The following is a 21364-nucleotide window of genomic DNA, read 5'->3' as shown; positions in this document are numbered from 1 at the left end:
AGGACTTAGTTAGCAAGAATTAAAGTACACAATAGCTTATTCTTTAATATGCCATTTATAAACATCCGTTTGGAAGCCAACAGCGTTGACATGAACACCTTGTAAACGGTTATTAATACCATATAAATCTAAGTTTTCCCATAAAGGAAGTGCAGGTAATTCTTCGTTGAAGTATTTTTGCCATTCAACATATGTTGCCATACGTTTTTCTTTGTCAAATGCTTCTTCACTTAAGCCTTTATCCAATAATTCTTGGTTTTTAGGATCTACCCAACGACCATAGTTCCACTCAGCGTCATTACCCCATAATCCTGATGGATCTGGATCAGCACCTGTACTCCACGCACCGAAGAATGCTTCTAAAGCTGCATCATCATTATCTTTCATATCATTATATAAGTTAAACTCAATTAAACTACCTGTCGCTAATTCTGTTTTTACACCAATATCATTCCAAGATTGAACAATTGCTTGTGCACGTCCTTCAAATGCTGCTGAACCTGCATAGTGACCAAATGAAATTTTAAATGGTTGTCCCTTTGGATCTTCTACGAAACCATCACCATCTTTATCTACATAACCTGCAGATGCTAATAGCTCTTTTGCTTTTTCTGGGTTGAATTCATATTGGTTTAGTTCTGACTCTGGTGCAGCAGTCCAGAAAGTAGTTGGAATCACAGTGTTGGCAACTGTTGCTTTTCCTTCTAAGAAAGCATCGATCATTGCTGGACGGTTAATTGCGTATAATAATGCTTGACGTAATTCTTTTGCATTAAATTTATCAAAATCTGCCACATTTTTTAATGTAGCTTTATCACGATGACCAAAACGAAGTCCGATGTATGAATAGCCCACACCATTAGTTTCTTCAATACGTACATTGCCTAATGCTTCTAATTCTTTTACGGATTGTGGTCTAATATCCATAATGTCAATTTCTCCATTTTGGAATGCACCAGTTGCTAATGATGGGTCAATTACTTTTACAATAACACCATCAAGCTGTGGTTTGCCCTTCCAGTAATCATCAAAACGCTCTAATTCAGAATATTCTCCATCTACAACTTTTTTCACCTTAAATGGCCCTAAGCCAACAGGATTTTCACGAACTTGCTTTGACTCCTCTAAATCCTTAACAGCAATACCTTCATAATGTTTCTTCGGCATTGGATTTGACCATAGATTTTCTAAATTATTAATTTTCACTTGTTCAAAAGTGATTTTTACAGTGTATGGATCTACTACTTCAATACCTTCGATTTTGTCAGCCTTACCTTCTTTTTTAGCTTTGGCACCTTTAATTCCCTCAACATAATTGTAGCGAGGTCCAGCATAATCAGGATGCGCAAGTGTTTCTAAAGCAAAAACCCAGTCATCAGCTGTTAATTCCTCACCATTATGCCATTTTACACCCTTCTGGAATGTAAACGTATACGTTAATTTATCCTCACTAATTTCCCATGAAGCTAAGTTTGGAACATATTCTAAGTCATCATTTACATCATAAATACCTTCCATTGTGAAATTTTGAATATAGCTGTCTACAATACTACCTGAATAAGCAGGATCATATACGCCTTCAGGTGCAACATCTGTACCATATGTTACGATGCCACCCTCTGTAGAAGGTTCATCTGTTGTTGTCGTTGTATCCCCGCTTGTATCCTTTTCATTTTCCTTCTCTGTTTTTGATGAGTCATTATTACATGCAGCTAAAAATAATGCCATAACTAGCAATAGCATAAATGACCATAATGCTGATTTTTTCATTTTTTTCCCCCCGTAATTTTATTTTTGTCAATAACTATTTTCCGTTTTTAGTTTTTAATATAAATGACAAGCAACACTATGCCCCGACTTCACCTCCTTTAAAGCTGGCTTAGATAATGAACATTCTGCCATTGCCTTTGGACATCTTGGATGGAATGGACAGCCTGATGGTGGATTAGCAGGACTCGGTATATCTCCCTCTAAAACAATACGACTATTTTTCTTTCTCGGATCTGGCACAGGTATTGCAGAGATCAATGCTTGTGTATAAGGATGTAATGGCTCATCGTAAATATGTTCCTTATCAGCTATTTCTACAATATTTCCTAGATACATCACGCCAATTCGATCGCTCATATGCTTGACCACACTTAAATCATGTGCGATAAACAGGAATGTTAAATCAAACTCATCCTGAAGTTCTTTTAATAGATTAAGAACTTGTGATTGTACTGATACATCTAAGGCTGAAACAGGCTCGTCTGCAATAATAAGCTTTGGTCTAAGTGCAAGTGCCCGAGCAATACCAATACGCTGGCGCTGACCACCTGAGAACTCATGAGCATATTTATAATAGGCATCTTCAGGTAAGCCGACTTTTCTTAATAGCTCCATTACCTCGCCTTTTAATGATTTCAATGATTTGTTACTGAAATTCATAATCGGCTCTGCAACAATGCTTCCTACCATTTGCATAGGATTTAAAGATGCGTATGGATCCTGAAATACCATTTGAATATCTTTTCGTATATCTCTTAAAGATTTCCCTCTCAAGTTTGTAATATCTTTACCATCAAAGATAATTTTTCCATCCGTCGAGTCTAATAATCTTAAAATTGTCCGTCCAGTTGTCGATTTTCCGCAACCCGATTCTCCAACTAACCCTAATGTCTCGCCATTTTTAATAGAAAAAGAAATGTTATCCACTGCTTTTACATGACCGACAGTATGCCTTAAGAAGCCACCTTTGATTGGGTAATATGTCTTCAAATCAATAATTTCTAATAAGTTATCCTTTTCTTGTTTTACGATTGTTTCATTCATGCTGTCAGCTCACACCCTTTCTAGTATCGCAACTTTCATAAAGTAAACAAGATACCTCATGTCCATCATCTATAAAGGAAAGTTGCGGCGTAACCTTGCTACAATCAGGCATAGCTGAAGGACATCTATCCACAAAACGGCAACCTATTTGGGGCATATTTTTCAACGAAGGTACAATCCCTTGAATGGTCGTTAACTTTTCAACTTCCTCATCGATTCTTGGTATAGAAGCCATTAATAGCTTTGTATAAGGATGCTGAGGATTGTGGAACAAATTATCTACATTTGTTTTTTCTACAATTTTCCCCGCGTACATGATAATTACTTCATCACACATTTCGGCTACGACTCCTAAATCATGTGTAATAAGTACGATGGACATATCATTTTTTGCTTGAATTGTCTTTAATAGCTCTAAGATTTGAGCTTGTACCGTCACATCAAGTGCCGTAGTAGGCTCATCTGCAATTAATAGTTTAGGTTGACATGCAATGGCAATGGCAATCATAACCCTTTGTCTCATACCACCAGATAATTGGTGAGGATACTCATCTACAATTTGATCCGCTCTCGGTATGCCGACTTGTTTTAATAAGTCTATTGCTTTACTTTTAGCCTCAGCCTTTGAGATTTTAGAGTGATTTAAGATAATCTCTTGTATTTGTGAACCAATTGTAAAAACGGGATTTAATGATGTCATGGGTTCTTGGAAAATCATACTGATATCTTTTCCTCTAATCTTATTCATGTCATCGCTAGAATAATTTTCGATGTTTTTTCCTTCAAACTTAATTTCTCCGCCTGTAATTTTGCCAATCCCTTTTGGAAGAAGCTGCATAACTGAAAGTGACATGACACTTTTTCCACATCCAGATTCTCCAACTACCCCAATAATTTGACCTGATTTGACTGAAAAAGAAACATCATCAACAGCATGATAGATATCCCCATCTATATCGAAACCAGTTTTAAGGTTTTTCACTTCTAACATTAAGCTCATTTAATATCACACCTTTAATTTTTTTACTAAAAATCACTACATCCTTTATGTAAGCAACAGAAACATATGTCTAAAATGTATTCTTTAAGTAAAAGATGTAAAAAGAAATTAGCTTTTGACTTCCTTCATAAGATTCAATATTCCGAAAAATTAGATCATAAGATGTTAAACCTATTTCAAAATTATATTAGCTAAAAAAAACATCAAATTTTAAAGAGAACATCTTTATTACATAAAATTGATCCTATTTTCCAAATGTAATAGTAACTGGATCAGTATATAATATTCTGACAATTAGGCGTAATGCTATTTTATCTGGAAATAATACATTTAATCAAGTGAATTTTTATAATTCTCATAATATTACATACAAAATAATCCATACAACTATACCATTTCAAATTGGACACTTTACGTTTAAGCATACTGAATATTAGTTCATTTTCAACTTTATTTGCCTAAAGTATCATTTTTTTATTTTATTAGAATAATAATAACCTACTCAATTGATCCACACATACTACGTCAAAATTTACTTTTATTTGGAAAACATGATTATAAAAGGATTTTTATTGTTTATTTAATTCAGTGAATGATACTAAATTTTCCTAATTATTATTAATGAATAATTTTATTTACTAAAGCACTAAACAAATGAAGTGTTTTATATTACATTAAAAAAATAAATTATTTTTATAATTTCTTTAATCTATAGGCCATACTTCTCTTAAAAGTTAATAAAGTTTATTTTCCTTTGACCACGTCGAAAAACACAAAAAAACAACTATCAACAAAAGTATCGATAGTTGTTTCTATGCATTTGCCCTCTTTTATATTCCAGTAACTCTATGTTTTACTACTACTTTTACAAGATTTCTAATTATAGCTCTCCAGCTTTTAATTTTCCATGCCACTCTTTTAAGAATGGGATATCTTCTTCTTTAATAGCGCCGGATTCATTTGCTGCTTCAATCAGATAATCAAAATTTGTTAATGATACGTATTGGATGCCAGCCTCATCAAATGCTTGTTCAGCGCGTGGAAGATTATATGTGTATACACAAACAACTCCAAGCACCTCACAGCCTGCTGCACGCAATGCTTCTACTGCTGTAATGGAAGAACCACCTGTAGAAACGATATCCTCCACAACCACTACTTTTTGTCCTGCTACGTATTTTCCTTCAATTTGATTACCACGGCCATGCTCCTTCGCTTTAGAGCGTACATAAACCATTGGTAATTCTAAAATATCACTTACCCATGCCGCATGTGGGATACCTGCTGTAGCTGTTCCTGCTACAATTTCTGTCGCTCCGAAATTTTCTTTGATGACAGAGGCTAAACCAATTGCTAATTGTTTACGAATAATTGGATCGGAAATTGTTAAACGTGTATCACAGTAAATAGGTGATTTAATACCAGATGCCCATGTAAATAGCTCTGTAGGATTTAATTCTACTGCTCCAACTTTTAACATAGCGTGTGCAATTTCATTTTGTAATGTCATAATTTATGCCTCCCATAATTCACTTACGATTTTATATGCTGCTACTGGATCCTGTGCACCTGTTACAGCACGGCCAACAACGATGAGTGATGAACCATCACGCTTTGCCCCATCAGGTGTTGCTATACGTTTTTGATCGTGTGCAGCACCTCCAGCTAAACGAATCCCTGGTGTGACACGTAGAAATTTATCTCCACACACCTCAGCAATCGCCTTAGCCTCATGGACAGAGCAAACAACACCTTGTAAGCCTGCTTCCTTTGTCAGCCCTGCGTAGTGTAGGACAGACTCTTGCAATGAAAGAGCAATCTTTTGTTCTGCTTGCATTTGTTCTTCTGTTGTGGATGTTAATTGAGTAACAGCTATTAGTGCTGGACGTTCTTTGCCTGTTGGTGTTCCTGCTTCAAGTCCTTCTAGAGCTGCTTCCATCATAGCACGTCCGCCTGCAGCATGGACATTGACTAAATCTACCCCTAATTTTGCTAGCCCCTTCATCGCAGAGCCTACTGTATTTGGGATATCATGTAATTTTAAATCAAGGAAAATATCATGACCTAAATCCTTTACTTTGCGTACGATATCAGGTCCCTCTTGCATATATAATTCCATTCCAATTTTCACGAAAAGAGGCTCATCGAATTTTTTAAGAAAATCGAATACTTCTTTTTCTCCTGGAAAATCTAGAGCTAGTATAGGTTTCGTATTCATCAACGATGGCTCCTTCCAATAATCTCTGTTATATGTTCTACACCTAATGCATCCAGCTTTGCTGGTAATTCTTCAATAATGTTCGGGCAAACGAAATGGTCAACAAAGTTAGCTGTTCCTACTGCTACAGCTGAAGCACCTGCGGACATAAAATCAATGACATCCTGTGCTTCCGTTACACCGCCCATACCAATTATCGGAATATTGACAGCCTTGTACACCTCATAAACCATTCGTATTGCTACAGGTTTTACAGCAGGACCAGATAGTCCACCTGTGCCATTAGCTATGACTGGCTTACCTGTACGCTCATCTAAACGCATACCAACCAATGTATTAATCATGGTAATACCATCTGCTCCACCTGCTTCAACAGCTAGGGCAATATCAACGATGTTCGTCACGTTTGGTGATAACTTCACATAGACTGGCACTTCTGACACAGCCTTGACAGCCTTGACAAGCTCACGTGCAGTAGCAGGATCTGTTCCAAATTGAATACCACCACATTTCACATTAGGGCACGAAATATTCAGCTCCAACGCTTTAACATTTGAAGCTGTTGAAATACGGCGTGCTACTTCTACATAGTCTGATGTCTCTGTTCCAGCAACATTGGCGATGATGGGCACATTATAATCCTCTAAAAATTTTAATTCCTCATTCATCACTTTTTCAATGCCCGGATTTTGTAGACCAATGGCATTTAACATCCCCGCTGCTGTTTCGGCAACACGTGGCGTAGGGTTACCTGCACGCGTTTCGACCGTTGTTGCCTTAATCATGATAGCCCCCAGTTTAGATAAATCATAAAGCTGTGCATATTCACGACCAAAACCAAAGCAACCTGAGGCTGGCATAATAGGGTTTTTTAAATCTAAGCCTGGTATTTGAATTGTTAAACGACTCATAGTGCCACCGTTCCTTTCGGGAAAACTGGTCCATCAGAGCAAACTTTAACATAGTCTTTTTCAACCTGATCAGTTGTTTTGCATACACATGCAAAGCAAGCTCCAATACCACAGCCCATACGTTCTTCAAATGATAAATAGCCTTCTTTTTCAGGATAAAAGCCTTCTAATGCCCTTAACATTGGTAAGGGTCCACAGGAATAAAAAACATCAAATTCAGGAGCATGCGACTCTAAAACCGTTGTTACAAAGCCTTTTGTACCTTTCGAGCCATCCACCGTAACATAATGCGTTTCACCAAGTGCACTAAATTCATCCTCATAAAAGCAGACATCTTTTGTTTGGAAGCCTAAGACGTGGATTGTTTTCACACCACGAGCATTCAATTGCTTGGCTAGCTCATGTAATGGAGGGACACCAATGCCACCACCAACTAGTAGTGCAGTACCTCCCTCTTGCACCGCTTCTACTGGGAAACCATTCCCAATTGGTCCAAGTACGTTGACCAGCTGACCTTCTCGATTTGTTGCCAGAACTTTCGTACCACGCCCCTCAGCACGATAGATCATTGTAAACTCATTGTTGTCTTTATCAATATTTGCAATACTAATTGGTCGACGTAAAAGCGGCTCCAGTGAATCCGACACCTTTACATGGACAAACTGGCCAGGAGTCATCTCCTGAACCAGTTCACCATGAAGTGTCAGTTCGAAAATGTTTGTCGCAATTTGCTTTTGAGAGACGACCGTCATTTTCTCTTGACGTATCATATTAGTGTACTACCTCCGCTTTTGGCATTTGTTCTGCTGTAAATGTCATAGATTCAATAACACGTACCATGGCTTCTGCTGTATCTAAAGATGTCAGACAAGGAACACCATTTTCTACAGACTCACGACGAATTCGGAAGCCGTCACGAGCTGGTTGCTTGCCTTTTGTTAATGTGTTGACAACAAGCTGAGCTTCCCCATTTTGGATAAGGTCAATCAATGTTTGTCCTTTCGCCCCAATCTTGCCTACTACATCAGTTCGTACGCCTGCTGCTTCAAATGCTTTTGCTGTACCTTCAGTTGCTACAATGCGATAGCCTACTGTTGAGAAGCGTTTTGCTAATGCAATCGCTTCTTCCTTATCTTTATCAGACACAGTGAATAATACTGTACCTTCTGTTCGTATTTCCATACCTGCTGCAACTAAGCCTTTATAAAGAGCTTTTTCTAATGTTGCATCTTTCCCCATTACTTCACCAGTAGATTTCATTTCAGGTCCTAATGTAATGTCTACACGTCGTAATTTAGCGAATGAGAACACTGGTACTTTTACAAATACGCCTCTTTGCTCAGCTGCTAGGCCTGTTGGATAGCCTTGCTCTACAATGGATTTGCCAAGGATTGCTTTTGTTGCAATATTAGCCATTGGGATATTTGTAATCTTACTTAGGAACGGTACTGTACGTGATGAACGTGGGTTCACCTCGATAACAAATACTTCGTTTTGTGAAATGACATATTGGATGTTCATTAATCCAATGATGCCTAGCCCCTTCGCAAGACGAGTTGTATAGTCAACTAATGTATCTTTTTGTGCCTGTGTTAATTTTTGCGGCGGGTAAACAGAGATTGAGTCACCAGAGTGAACTCCTGCACGCTCGATATGCTCCATAATTCCTGGTATTAACACATTCTCACCGTCACAGATAGCATCTACTTCAATTTCCTGTCCTGTTAAGTAACGGTCTACTAATACTGGATGATCTGGAGATGCCTCTACCGCGTTTTCCATATAGTGCTGTAATTCTTCTTGGTTATAAACAATTTCCATTGCACGCCCACCAAGTACATAAGAAGGGCGGACAAGCACTGGGAAGCCTAGACGCTCACCAATGGCAAGAGCCTCCTCTGTAGAAACCGCTGTTTCTCCTTGAGGTTGTGGAATATCTAATTCACGTAGCGCCTGCTCAAATTTATCGCGGTTTTCTGCACGGTCAATATCCTCAAGAGACGTACCTAAGATTTTCACACCATTAGCAGCTAATTTATCAGCAAGGTTAATAGCCGTTTGACCACCGAATTGAACAACAACACCAATTGGTTGTTCTAAGTCGATAATATGCATAACATCCTCAATTGTTAATGGTTCGAAATATAATTTATCAGAAATTGAGAAATCTGTTGACACTGTTTCTGGATTTGAGTTAATGATGATCGCTTCATAACCTGCTTCTTGAATCGCCCATACTGAGTGTACTGTGGCGTAGTCAAATTCTACCCCTTGGCCAATGCGGATTGGTCCTGAACCGAGTACCACCACAGAAGGTTTTTCTGACTTAATCGATTCATTTTCGTCTTCATATGTGCCATAGAAATATGGTGTTTCTGATTCAAATTCTGCTGCACATGTATCCACCATTTTATAGACTGGCATAATACCATGCTCTTTACGATAAGCATACAATTCTTCTGGTGTTGTTTCCCAAAGCTCAGCAATTTTCTTATCTGCAAAGCCTAAACGTTTAGCTGTTCGTAGTACGTCTTTATCATTCTTATTGTCAGCAAGCGTTTGTTCCATATTCACAATATTTTTAAATTTATTTAAGAAGAATAGATCGATTGCTGACCATTCATGAATTTGTTCAATTGTTACACCTCGACGTAAAGCTTCACCGATGAAGAATAGACGCTCATCCCCAGCCTTGCGAATACGTTTTTCAATCCAAGAATCTGAATTTTCTTCAGCATGTTTTAACTCTAAGTGTACTTGACCTGTCTCAAGAGAACGAACCGCTTTTAGCATAGCTTCCTCAAAAGTACGACCTAACGCCATTACTTCACCAGTAGCTTTCATTTGCGTACCAAGATTACGTTTAGCAGATTCGAATTTATCGAATGGCCAGCGAGGAATTTTTGCTACGATATAGTCCAGTGCAGGCTCAAAACAAGCATATGTTGAGCCTGTTACAGGATTTTTAATTTCATCTAACGTTAAGCCTACTGCAATTTTAGCGGCTAGCTTAGCAATTGGATAACCTGTTGCTTTTGATGCTAATGCAGATGATCGAGAGACACGTGGATTTACTTCAATCACATAGTAATTAAAGCTATATGGATCAAGTGCAAGCTGTACGTTACAGCCACCTTCAATTTTTAATGCGCGAATAATGTCGAGTGAAATATTACGTAGCATTTGGTTTTCGCGATCAGATAATGTTTGCGTTGGTGCAACAACGATTGAGTCACCTGTATGAATCCCTACTGGGTCAACGTTTTCCATGTTACATACAACGATGGCATTGTCAGCTGCATCACGCATTACTTCGTATTCAATTTCTTTATAGCCTGCGATTGATTTCTCTAATAGACATTGCGTTACAGGTGAATATTTTAAACCCGATGTCACAATTTCTTCTAAGTCTTGATCGTTGTAGCAAATACCGCCCCCTGTACCGCCAAGTGTAAAGGCAGGTCGAACAATGACAGGATAGCCAATTTTCGCAACAAATCTTTTCGCTTCATCTAAGTTATGAATAATATCAGATTCAGGAACTGGAGCTCCTAGCTCATACATTAAATTACGGAATAAATCACGGTCCTCTGCTTTATGGATGGCATCTAATTTAGTACCAAGAATTTCAATCCCAAGCTCATCTAGAATACCTGATTTGTCTAATTCGATCGCCATATTTAGGCCCGTTTGACCACCAAGTGTTGGTAAAATCGCGTCTGGACGTTCTTTACGTAATATACGCGATACAAAATCAAGAGAAATTGGCTCAATATAGACTTTGTCTGCAATTTCTGTATCTGTCATGATTGTAGCAGGGTTTGAATTGATTAAAATAACGCGGTAGCCCTCTTCTTTTAATGAAAGACATGCTTGTGTTCCTGCATAGTCAAATTCTGCTGCTTGTCCGATAACAATTGGGCCTGAGCCGATTACTAAAATAGTTTCAATATCTGTACGTTTAGGCATGTTGTTTCCCCTTCCCTGCTTCTACTTCCATCATTTCGATGAATTCATCAAATAAGTGGTTTGAATCTTCTGGACCTGGTGATGCTTCTGGGTGATATTGCACTGTGAAAATTGGATATTTTTTATGACGCACACCTTCACATGTTCCATCATTTAACGCGATATGTGTTAATTCTAAATCTGTATCTTTTAATGATTCGATATCGATGGCATAGCCATGGTTCTGAGATGTTAAATCTGTACGACCTGTACGTAAATCTTTTACTGGATGGTTACCACCACGGTGTCCAAACGGTAATTTAAAGGCTTTTGCACCACTTGCTAAAGAAAAGATTTGATGGCCTAAACAAATACCGAACATTGGCACTTTTCCAATTAAGTTACGTACTGTTTCAATGCCTTCTTGAACATCTTCAGGATTTCCTGGTCCATTTGACAGCATGATGCCATCTGGATGCCAAGCTAAAATTTCCTCAGCTGACGTATTATAAGGTACTACTAGCACATCACAATCACGTTTGTTTAATTCTCGTAAAATCCCATGCTTCATTCCATAATCAATTAGGACAACTCGTTTACCACGCCCTGGAGATGGATAGGCCGCTTTTGGTGATACTTCACGAACATGGTGCGTAATGGCTGGCGTTGCTTGTAATTGTGCTACTATTTCATCCACATTTACTTCTTCATCAGCAGCTGTCAAAATCGCTTTTACGGAACCTTTACTACGAATAATACGTGTTAATTTTCGTGTATCAATTCCTTCAATTCCTGGGATATCCTTTGATGTCAAATAATCATCTAAAGTTAAATCACAGCGGAAATTTGAAGGATTTTTAGCTAATTCACGCACAACAAATCCACGAATGGCTGGCGTAATCGATTCAAAGTCATCACGGTTAATGCCGTAATTACCAACTAAAGGATAAGTTAAAGTGACAATTTGTCCATAGAATGAGGGATCTGAAATCGTTTCCTGATAACCCGTCATCCCTGTTGTGAATACAACCTCACCTTGTGAAGCGCGCTCGCTACCAAATGCTGTACCTGTAAATACTGTGCCATCTTCTAAAACTAGTAAACGTTTTTTCATTACTCTGCCTCCTGATATACGATATTGCCTTCAAAAATAGTTAGTACTGGCCAACCCTTTGCCACCCAGCCGTTGAATGGTGTATTACGACCTTTTGATACAAAGCCTTCTGCATCAATCGTTTGTTCTTTTTTAATATCAATTAAAATCATATCCGCTGAAGCACCTACTTCTAATGTGCCATATGGCAGATCAAAAATCTCAGCTGCTTTCACTGTCATCCAATCAACTAATTGTTTTAACGTCCACTTTCCTGTTTCTACAAACTGTGTATAAAGTAGTGGGAATGCTGTTTCGAAACCTACAATACCAAATGGTGCGCCAACCATACCGCAGCATTTTTCTTCTACTGTGTGTGGCGCATGATCTGTTGCAATGCAGTCGATTGTGCCATCAAGTAGTGCTGCATGTAGAGAATCTTTATCATCCGCTGCACGTAATGGTGGATTCATTTTCCAATTAGCATCATCAGATGGAATATCCATCTCTTCTAGTAATAAATGATGTGGACAAACTTCTGCTGTGACACGGATTCCTGCAGCCTTTGCATCTCTTACCGCACGCACTGATTCCTTCGTCGATACGTGACAAACATGGTAACGAGCGCCTGCTGCTTCTGCAAGTAGTACATCTCGTGCAATTTGTACGGATTCACAAATGGAAGGTATTCCTGGGAGGCCTAGCTCTTTATTACGCTTTCCTTCATGCATCACACCATCATAGATTAATGAGTTGTCCTCACAATGTGCTACAACGACCATATCGTGCTGGGCCGCATCTTTCATTTGCTCATACATCGTTGAGGCTAGCTGGATACCAACACCATCATCTGAGAATGCCACTGCTCCATATGCTTTTAATTCTTCAATATTTGTTCGAACCTCACCCGATATATCCTTTGTTAGGGAACCGTATGGGAGTACTCGAATAACCGCACTGTCCTTAATGAGCCCATTGATAAGTTGCATGTTTTCAACCGAATCAGGTACTGGCTTTGTATTAGGCATTGCGCAAATTGTCGTAAAGCCGCCTTTTGCTGCTGATGCCGAACCTGTTGCAATGGTTTCCTTATGCTCAAATCCTGGCTCTCGTAAATGTGTATGAACATCGATAAAGCCTGGTGCTACGATTAAACCATGTCCTTCAATCAGTTCTGCACCTGCTACAGTCACATCTTGACCAATAGCCGTAATCTTTCCGTCTGCCATTGCAATATTGACTGTCTTCAATTCACCTTGTTCATCTAGCATTTGTACATTTTGAAGTACCTTTGTCATGTTATTCTCTCCCCTTTAAAATGGTTTCCATAATAGCCATCCGTGTGTAAACACCGTTCCGCACCTGTTCAAAAATTCGAGAGCGATCACACTCGACTAACTCAGAAGCAATTTCGACATCACGATTGACGGGTGCTGGATGCATAATAATGGCCGATTCTTTCATTTGCTTTTCTCGTTCAATTGTTAAACCAAACTCTTGATGGTAACCTTCCTTTGAGAAGCTTTTATTTACTTTATGACGTTCATGTTGCACACGTAGTAACATAATGACATCACTTATTTCGATCAGATTATCCCATGAATGGTGCGCTTCAAAACCGCCAGACCATTCTTCTGGGCAAAGGAAATGAACATTTGCCCCTAAATTTTGTAATGCTGTTGCATTTGATTTCGCTACTCGACTATGAGAGATATCTCCTGCAATTGTGACATTCAACCCTTCGAAATAGCCAAACTCTTTTTTGATGGTATAAAGATCCAATAAGGATTGTGAAGGGTGTTGCCCAGCACCATCTCCTGCATTAATAATCGCTACGTTGATACCATTCAGCAGCTCATTGTAATACTCATCTTCTGACGCTCGAATGATGACAGCATCTAAACCAATCATTTCCAATGTTTTGACAGTATCGTACATCGTTTCCCCTTTTGTAACACTCGAAAACCCTGCATCAAAAGGGATAACATGACAGCCAATTTTGTATTCTGCCATTTCAAAGCTTGTTTTTGTACGAGTACTTGGTTCAAAGAATAGGTTGGCCACTTTGTGTGTGCGAGATAACGATGATGTTTCACCATTTTCAAATGCTTGCGCAAGATCTAGGATTTGGTTAATCTCTTCTGTTGTTAAATGTTCCATCGATAATAAGTTCTTCATCATGTGACCTCCATTAGGTTGTGAATCGTGAACGTCTTTGTATGACGTTCTCTGTATATAAAGTAAAAGCCCCGTTGATGTCATCAACGAGGCATGAGGAGGCGTGACAAACTACAGCAAGACATACATCCTACTTCAGCCTGTCCACAACTTCCCTTTTTTTGCCTCTCTGGACAATTCATTAAAAGGTACTACTATGAATCTTTATTTTGATTGTATTGTACGGGTATATCAGCTTCTTTTTTACCTGGTAGAATCGCATTCAATAGCACACCAATAATCGCTGCTAGGGCCATTCCTTCAACACTCAATGATTCTGAGATAACAAACTTGGCACCGCCGATACCAATGACTAAAATCACTGAAGCAATTACTAGGTTACGACTGTTACCAAAATCAATATGATTATCTACTAGCATACGTAAGCCACTTGCTGCGATAATTCCGAACAGTAAGATAGAAACCCCACCAAGTACTGCGGTTGGAATCGTTGCAATTACGGCCATTGCTTTCCCGAAGAATGATAGTAAGATAGCAACCACTGCTGCACCTGCAATAACGTAGATACTGTATACTCGAGTAATGGCTAGTACACCAATATTCTCACCATACGTTGTTTTCGGAGGGCCTCCGATTAAAGCACTCACAAATGTGCCAAGTCCGTCACCTAGTAGCGAACGGTGTAGTCCTGGCTCTTTAATATAATCCCGATCTACTACTTTTCCTAATACCAGTTGATGACCAATATGTTCTGAAATTGTTACAATAACGATTGGTACCATGATAAGTAGAATTTTTGTTGTTATTTCAAACTCATAATGCACACCCGGTATTAAGAAATCAGGCATAGCGAAGAATTTTGCTTTGGCAATCGGTGTATAGTCTACTATGTCAATTATCATGGAGTAAATGTAACCTACAATTAGGCCCATCAAAATTGGCATAGTGCTTAAAATTCCTTTAAAGAAAATCGTAAAGATGATAGCTGTAAAGACCGTAACTAAAGCAGCTGAGAAGTGTAAAAAGCTATACTCTCCATTAACGTTCATTGCCATATTCACAGCCGTACCAGAAAGTCCAAGCCCAATTACCATAATTACTGGGCCTACCACAATCGGTGGCAAGATTTTCATAATCCACTTATAACCACTTTTCCAAATGATTAAGGATACAATTCCGTACGTAATGCCGACAGCCATAGCACCGATCATGGCATTGCCTGGGTTTACACTCGAACCGTCTTCATTTAAACCACCTGCAGCAAGTAGGATTGGTGCAATAAAGGCGAAGGATGAGCCTAAATAAGCTGGTACCTGGAATTTCGTAATTAATAGGAAGAATAATGTAGCAATTCCGCTTGTTAAAAGGGCAATCGCTGGACTAAGACCTACTAACTGCGGTACTAAAATCGTTGAACCAAACATCGCAAACATATGCTGGAAACTTAATGTCACTAGCTGGAGCGGGGTCGGTTTATCCTTAATATCTAAAACTGCATTTGACATACTGTTTCCTCACTTTATTGTTCGTCTTCTTTGTAAATAATGACGCAATCTTCTCCGTCTACTTCTTGTAAATTGACAACAATGCGCTCAGAGCCAGAAGTTGGAACGTTTTTTCCCACATAGTCTGCTCTAATTGGTAGCTCTCGATGTCCTCTATCTACTAGAACAGCTAGTTGAATCTGTGCAGGTCTTCCTAAATCCATTACAGCATCTAGAGCTGCACGTACTGTTCGACCTGTATAAAGTACATCATCTACTAAGATGATTTTTTGATTTTTCACTTGATACTCGATATCAACTTGTTCTACATGTGCTTGTTCGTTTTCATGTTTCGTTGTTAAATCATCTCGGTAAAGTGTAATATCAAGTTCCCCTGTACGAATCGGTTTACCTTCAATTTTTTCAATTCGCTGCGCCAAACGTCTGGCTAGAAAGGCACCTCGTGTTTTAATGCCAACTAAAATACATTCATCGATTCCTTTATTACGTTCAATTATTTCATGGGCAATACGTGTTAATGCTCGTGTCATTGATGGGCCATCTAATAATTCATTTTGTGCCATATTCGTATCCTCCTCTCTTCAATCTATTATCGGCCATGTGTCCATAAAAAAACCTCTCGAGGCGAATAGCCTGAGAGGGTTGTATACGTGTTGAAAAAGCATGTTGGAAAAATTTGCAGCACAAATTTCCACAACACTATCACATGTCCCTTCTCAGCCTCTCTGGACTGCCATTAAAGGTGAATATTTAGTTATGTTGTTCATTCACTGTCGTTAGTATAGACTTTCTTTTCGTATACGTCAATGCCTATTTCGTAAATCATTTAATAATTGTTCATAATCAGCTGGAAGTGGTGTTTCAAACTCCAAGTATTCTCCAGATGAAGGATGATCGAATCCTAAAGTCGCTGCATGTAAAACTTGTCCCCCAAAGTCGATTGTCTTTTTCGGACCATATTTTGGATCTCCAACAAGTGGGAAGCCAATATAATTCATATGCACACGAATTTGGTGTGTACGTCCCGTTTCTAAACGACATTCCACCAGCGTATAGTCACCAAAACGTTCAACAACTTGGAAGTGTGTGACAGCATGTTTACCATTATCGACAACTGCCTGTTTTTGGCGATCTTTTTGGTCACGTCCAATTGGTGCATCAATTGTACCCTTATCATGTGCAATATGCCCGTGGACAAGAGCAATATATTTACGAGTAACTGTTTTATTCACTAATTGATTGACTAATGATTCATGAGCCGTATCGTTTTTAGCAACCATCAATAAGCCCGATGTATCTTTGTCGATACGATGGACAATCCCTGGTCGTAGTACACCATTAATCCCTGATAAGTCTTTACAATGATACATTAAGCCATTTACCAGTGTACCTCCCATATGGCCCGGTGCTGGATGTACCACCATACCCTTTGGTTTATTCACAACAAGAACATCTGCATCCTCATAAACAATATCTAACTCTAAATTTTCTGCGACAACATCCAATTCTTCCACTTCTGGTACATCAATAGCGATGATGTCACCAGCTTTAACCTTATATTTTGCCTTTACAGCATCACCGTTTACTTTAATGACTCCCTCACTAATCCAGTTCCCAATTTGCGTGCGTGACCACTCAGATTGTAAGCTAGAAAGTGCTTTATCAATGCGCTCTCCTTGCTGCTGTTCTTCGATTGTATATGTTACTTGCGTCATTGTTTCACCTGTTTCTTCTCTTTTTTATCTTCCATAATTAAGCCAATCATCAGCACGACAACCGCTATTGTTAATGCAGCATCTGCCACATTAAAAATAGGGAAATCATAATTAATAATTGGAATTAAAACATCTACAAAATCGACCACTTCTCCTCTAAATAGACGGTCTATAAAGTTTCCTACTGCACCACCAAGCAAGAGCATTAAGCCGACTTGAAAAACAGGCTTTCCCTTTGCTTCTTTATGATAAAAATAGACAATCGCACAGATAACAGCAACTGTGACAATACTAAACAACCACATTTGCCCCTCTAGCATCCCCCATGCTGCCCCTCTATTTCGATGAGACAAAATACCGAACCATGGGTCCCATACAGCAATGCGTTCAGCATATTCCATATTTTTCACAATCAGCCATTTTGTCCATTGATCCAGTAAAACGACAAAAGCAGCTAATCCATAATATTTATACACAGACATTCCTCCGTTCACTCAACATCTTACCTATTCTACCATAACAGTACCAATCACAATAACTAATATCATATCTAAATATGGCTGATTCTAAATCTCTTCAAGAAATATAAAAAGGCTACCCCTATTACGTTTAAGCAATAGAAATAGCCATAACTTATTGGTTAGACAGTTTCAGATTCTTTTGAATGTACTCGCTTCATGAAGTCATTAACATCAGCAGGAACTTTGCGATCTATTAATGACACGATGATAACAGATAAGAAGCCCACAGGTACTGTCACAATACCTGGAATTTTAAACTGCAAGAAGCTTGGTAACGTTCCTGGTAAAAAGATCATCCACATAGACACGCCAAGTCCTATTAATAATCCTGCAATGGCTCCTTTTTCTGTCATGCCTCTCCACCAAATACCTAAAATGAATATTGGGGTAAATGTACTTGCAGCGACAGTAAAAGCCAGCGCCACTAAATGGCCAATGGATGCATCCTTTACAAGTAAACCCAATGCTCCATATAAAATACCTAATAATACAATAGCCACTTTCCCAGCAATAACTCGTTGTTTTTGTGTAATATCCTTTTTCAAGATGTTGGCATATAAATCATGAGCTAGTGCACCTGAGCTTGTAATAAACAATCCTGAAAGATTGGAGAAAATAGCTGCAAATGCTCCTGCTATAACTAATCCAAGTAGCCATTTGCCACCTAGTGCAAGGGCTGTAGTAGGAATGACCATATTATTCCCACCCAGCACTAAATCACGCATGACTTCCTCACTAGCTGTCCCAGAAATGAAAATAGATCGACCTACAACACCTAAATAAACAGCTAACAAGAAGAACGCGCTTGCAATTCCAATGGCCATGAGTGCAGATTTACGGGCTGCTTTAGCACTTGGGTTTGTATAAAAGCGCAATAAAATATGAGGAAGACCAATTGTTCCTAGCGCTAATCCTATCGTCATACTAATTGTTTGCCAGAACGTGGGGAAATAAAAGCCCGTGCCTGTCCAAGCAGCACCATCAAAATTGATATCATTGCCATCTAAGGCATACGGTGAAGTGCCTGTAATTGGACCGCTAAATGAATGGATGGCTGCTAAAATTTTATCATAATGTAAACCGCCATAAACTGCTGCAATTAACATCACAATAAACGCACCAAGACGAATCCACAACTCTAATGCTTGGTTGATGGTTGTTCCTTTCATACCACCAATACCTACATAAAAAATCATAACAACACAAGTAAATATAATGCCGAATTCATAAGAAGTACCGAAAAACATACTTAAAATCTGTGCAGCACCTAATAATTGGGGAGCTGCATAAAAGCCTGAAATAGCTAACACCACTGCCACAGCTACAAGCCGAGCTCGTCTACTATGAAAACGATAGCCTAAAAAATCTGCAACGGTAAATGCACCAAAACGTCTTAAAGGACCTGCCACAAAAATCGCTAATAATGTTAACCCAATGGAGAAGCAAAAAGCATAATAAGCACCATCATATCCAAGTTGAAATGTTAACCCTGCGATACCCAGAAATGTTGCTGCACTTAAGTAATCCCCACCAATGGCAGACCCATTTGTAAACCATCCGAAGCTTCGGCCACCTACAAAGAAATCCGAAGCTGTTGCATTTCTTTTTGTTAAATACGTAATGTATACAATTGTTCCCATTAAAGCAATGGTCATTAACATCTTTGGTTCTAATAGAGCTTCCATCATTCAACATTTCCCCCTTTGTTCCAACTACTTATTTGCTATATCATATTGCTTTAGACGTTTCTCGTACATGGCTGTGTGAACATATGCAATAATAAATGCCATAGCCATCATTACAATCGTTGTCACAAACCATGTGACTGTCATACCACCCCAGATCTTCTTAAACGCAAATGCTGGCCCAAACCAATTCATAACAGGGATACTAAAAATCAAAATAAAGTAAAATATCGATAAACCTAAACCTGTTGTAAATTCATCTTTCATAATTTTGTTTGTTGTTGCATCTAAAGGTGGTAGATCTTTCACATCAATTGTTCCTGCTTCTACATAGTCATAATCATGACTGCCTACTTCCGCCATAAGCCAATTCCCCCTTTTTTGGTAAGTGAATAATTGTCTGAAATTTCAAATTATTATTCACTACAATTATTCTATTCTATTTCAACTTCAATATAGATATAAAATATTGCTGTATTAGTACAAAAAATTGCTATTTTAAGTTAAAATATTTTTATCTTTTTATTCGTAGGGGGCTGGTAGCATTTTAAAGGTGGTATGGTATATGGAAAGCTCATTTGACAAGCAGCAAATGAGTGAATGGTTAAAAGAGGTTTTACCAAACGCTTTAGAGGAATGTAAAGTGCCAAAGCCAGAAGATGAGGTCATTATTGTCTATGAAGTCAATCGGTTATTTGATTGGGTAAAGATTAATCGATTAAAAAGAAATTATCCTAATAGTATTATTGTCCCGTTTGTTACAGAACACCTTACCTACTCGACTGGTATAGCAATTGAATTAGCTTTACCTGCACTTCTCATAAAACCATTACAAAAATCAAAATTTTTACGAATTGTAAAAAAGCTGTATACGTCCTATCAGGAAAAAAAGGCGAGTACACTTACAATGCTTGAGCTATCACAACAAGTATCCCAACAACATACCTCTCCATTTAGGGAAGCATTTTTAAAACGCCTGATCCGTGGAGAAATTGACAATGAACAAGAAATAATACAATCTGCTTCATTTTTATCGACAAACTGTATACCTAATATTGTATTTTTAATTCAAGGCTATATTGATGGGGCTAATAAGAAAGCTGTCCCACATGATGCAAGTAGTAGTATTACAACAGTTTTTCGTCAGCACTTTGCTGAGAAGGCCTCATTATCCTTTTTACATTTTGAACGCTATTTATTACTTCTCATGCGAATTCCTACTGACTACAACTCTTTCAAACATTGGACTGAGGGTGAAGCCTGTTTATTAGAGGTTATCGAGACCCTAAAAAGGGATTGTTCTATTCATCTTTTTATGGGGGTTGGAGGTGTATTTCAGGATGCTATGCAAGTGAAGGAATCCTATAGCCAGGCTAGAAAAGCACGTAGAAAACCACCTATCCATAATATACACATCCGATATTACGAAGATTTAACAAAGCATGAGCAGCTGCAAAAAGCTATTCAGTATATTGAAGAGCATTACGACGAACAACTGACCATTCGTGATGTTGCAAAATATATTAACTTTAGCCCAACTCATTTTAGTAGACTATTTAAAAAAGAAACAGGTCGCAATTTTGTTGACTATGTTGCTTATACACGCATTATCAAAACCTTACCTTTTTTACGCAAGTACGACTACACCATAGAAAAAATCTCCTCCACCTGTGGCTTCAATACACCAAATTACTATAGTTTAACTTTTAAAAAATATGTAGGTATATCTCCAACAGACTATCGCAATACGACAGAAATTTTATTTAAATAATGGAA

Annotated in this window: 18 protein-coding genes; 1 reads left to right on the top strand and 17 read right to left on the bottom strand. The window is 38.4% G+C overall.

All coding sequences use genetic code 11. The features are described from left to right. Positions 1–36: 36 nt before the first annotated feature. The 17 genes from opp4A to B3D98_RS15965 all read right to left on the bottom strand — a co-directional run bounded on the left by opp4A (position 37) and on the right by B3D98_RS15965 (position 19951). Complete coding sequence (gene opp4A, locus B3D98_RS16045) at positions 37–1770, bottom strand: oligopeptide ABC transporter substrate-binding protein (RefSeq protein ID WP_048395392.1); 1734 nt, start codon at positions 1768–1770, stop codon at positions 37–39. Between the two features lie 54 nt (positions 1771–1824). Next, a complete protein-coding gene (locus B3D98_RS16040; protein WP_054549872.1) occupies positions 1825–2814 on the bottom strand; it encodes an ABC transporter ATP-binding protein in 990 nt (329 codons plus the stop codon). Between the two features lie 4 nt (positions 2815–2818). Then, positions 2819–3814, bottom strand: a complete 996-nt coding sequence (locus B3D98_RS16035; RefSeq protein ID WP_048395394.1) for an ABC transporter ATP-binding protein — start codon at positions 3812–3814, stop codon at positions 2819–2821. Between the two features lie 880 nt (positions 3815–4694). After that, positions 4695–5324: an orotate phosphoribosyltransferase gene (pyrE, locus tag B3D98_RS16030; RefSeq protein ID WP_054549871.1), complete on the bottom strand. Its 630-nt coding sequence runs from the start codon at positions 5322–5324 to the stop codon at positions 4695–4697. A gap of 3 nt (positions 5325–5327) precedes the next feature. Continuing rightward, a complete protein-coding gene (pyrF, locus tag B3D98_RS16025; RefSeq protein WP_288584200.1) occupies positions 5328–6032 on the bottom strand; it encodes an orotidine-5'-phosphate decarboxylase in 705 nt (234 codons plus the stop codon). Then, a complete protein-coding gene (locus B3D98_RS16020) occupies positions 6032–6943 on the bottom strand; it encodes a dihydroorotate dehydrogenase (protein WP_048394627.1) in 912 nt (303 codons plus the stop codon). Before B3D98_RS16020 ends, pyrF begins: the two co-directional genes overlap by 1 nt. Then, positions 6940–7713, bottom strand: a complete 774-nt coding sequence (locus B3D98_RS16015; protein WP_004227355.1) for a dihydroorotate dehydrogenase electron transfer subunit — start codon at positions 7711–7713, stop codon at positions 6940–6942. Before B3D98_RS16015 ends, B3D98_RS16020 begins: the two co-directional genes overlap by 4 nt. Before the next feature lies 1 nt (position 7714). Further along, complete coding sequence (carB, locus tag B3D98_RS16010; protein WP_048394632.1) at positions 7715–10912, bottom strand: carbamoyl-phosphate synthase large subunit; 3198 nt, start codon at positions 10910–10912, stop codon at positions 7715–7717. Next, a complete protein-coding gene (gene carA, locus B3D98_RS16005) occupies positions 10905–12005 on the bottom strand; it encodes a glutamine-hydrolyzing carbamoyl-phosphate synthase small subunit (protein WP_016994256.1) in 1101 nt (366 codons plus the stop codon). Before carA ends, carB begins: the two co-directional genes overlap by 8 nt. Continuing rightward, the gene (locus B3D98_RS16000; RefSeq protein ID WP_288584192.1) at positions 12005–13282 is read right to left on the bottom strand and encodes a dihydroorotase; all 1278 of its coding nucleotides are present in this window, start codon (positions 13280–13282) and stop codon (positions 12005–12007) included. Before B3D98_RS16000 ends, carA begins: the two co-directional genes overlap by 1 nt. A gap of 1 nt (position 13283) precedes the next feature. Beyond that, entirely contained in the window at positions 13284–14162 is an 879-nt protein-coding gene (locus tag B3D98_RS15995) for an aspartate carbamoyltransferase catalytic subunit (RefSeq protein WP_048394636.1), read from the bottom strand. A gap of 194 nt (positions 14163–14356) precedes the next feature. Next, positions 14357–15667 (bottom strand): uracil-xanthine permease family protein, encoded by a 1311-nt coding sequence (locus B3D98_RS15990; RefSeq protein ID WP_054549867.1) that lies wholly within the window; start codon positions 15665–15667, stop codon positions 14357–14359. 14 nt (positions 15668–15681) lie between these two features. Then, complete coding sequence (pyrR, locus tag B3D98_RS15985) at positions 15682–16230, bottom strand: bifunctional pyr operon transcriptional regulator/uracil phosphoribosyltransferase PyrR (protein WP_004227349.1); 549 nt, start codon at positions 16228–16230, stop codon at positions 15682–15684. 240 nt (positions 16231–16470) lie between these two features. Continuing rightward, complete coding sequence (locus B3D98_RS15980) at positions 16471–17382, bottom strand: RluA family pseudouridine synthase (RefSeq protein ID WP_279494103.1); 912 nt, start codon at positions 17380–17382, stop codon at positions 16471–16473. Next, positions 17379–17858 (bottom strand): signal peptidase II, encoded by a 480-nt coding sequence (gene lspA, locus B3D98_RS15975; RefSeq protein WP_004227346.1) that lies wholly within the window; start codon positions 17856–17858, stop codon positions 17379–17381. The genes B3D98_RS15980 and lspA overlap by 4 nt, the downstream gene beginning before the upstream one ends. A 164-nt stretch (positions 17859–18022) precedes the next feature. Further along, positions 18023–19591 (bottom strand): cation acetate symporter, encoded by a 1569-nt coding sequence (locus B3D98_RS15970; protein ID WP_054549865.1) that lies wholly within the window; start codon positions 19589–19591, stop codon positions 18023–18025. A 24-nt stretch (positions 19592–19615) separates the two neighbouring features. After that, positions 19616–19951, bottom strand: coding sequence for a hypothetical protein (locus B3D98_RS15965; RefSeq protein ID WP_054549864.1), 336 nt, complete (start codon positions 19949–19951; stop codon positions 19616–19618). A gap of 202 nt (positions 19952–20153) precedes the next feature. On the opposite strand from B3D98_RS15965, the gene B3D98_RS15960 reads away from it, so the two are divergent. Further along, positions 20154–21359 (top strand): helix-turn-helix transcriptional regulator, encoded by a 1206-nt coding sequence (locus tag B3D98_RS15960; protein WP_048394644.1) that lies wholly within the window; start codon positions 20154–20156, stop codon positions 21357–21359. Positions 21360–21364: the final 5 nt, after the last annotated feature.

It is taken from the genome of Lysinibacillus sp. UBA5994, assembly GCF_002429725.1.
GTDB classification, from domain to species: Bacteria; Bacillota; Bacilli; order Bacillales_A; family Planococcaceae; genus Lysinibacillus; species Lysinibacillus capsici.
This window is presented reverse-complemented; position numbering and strand designations above follow the sequence as displayed.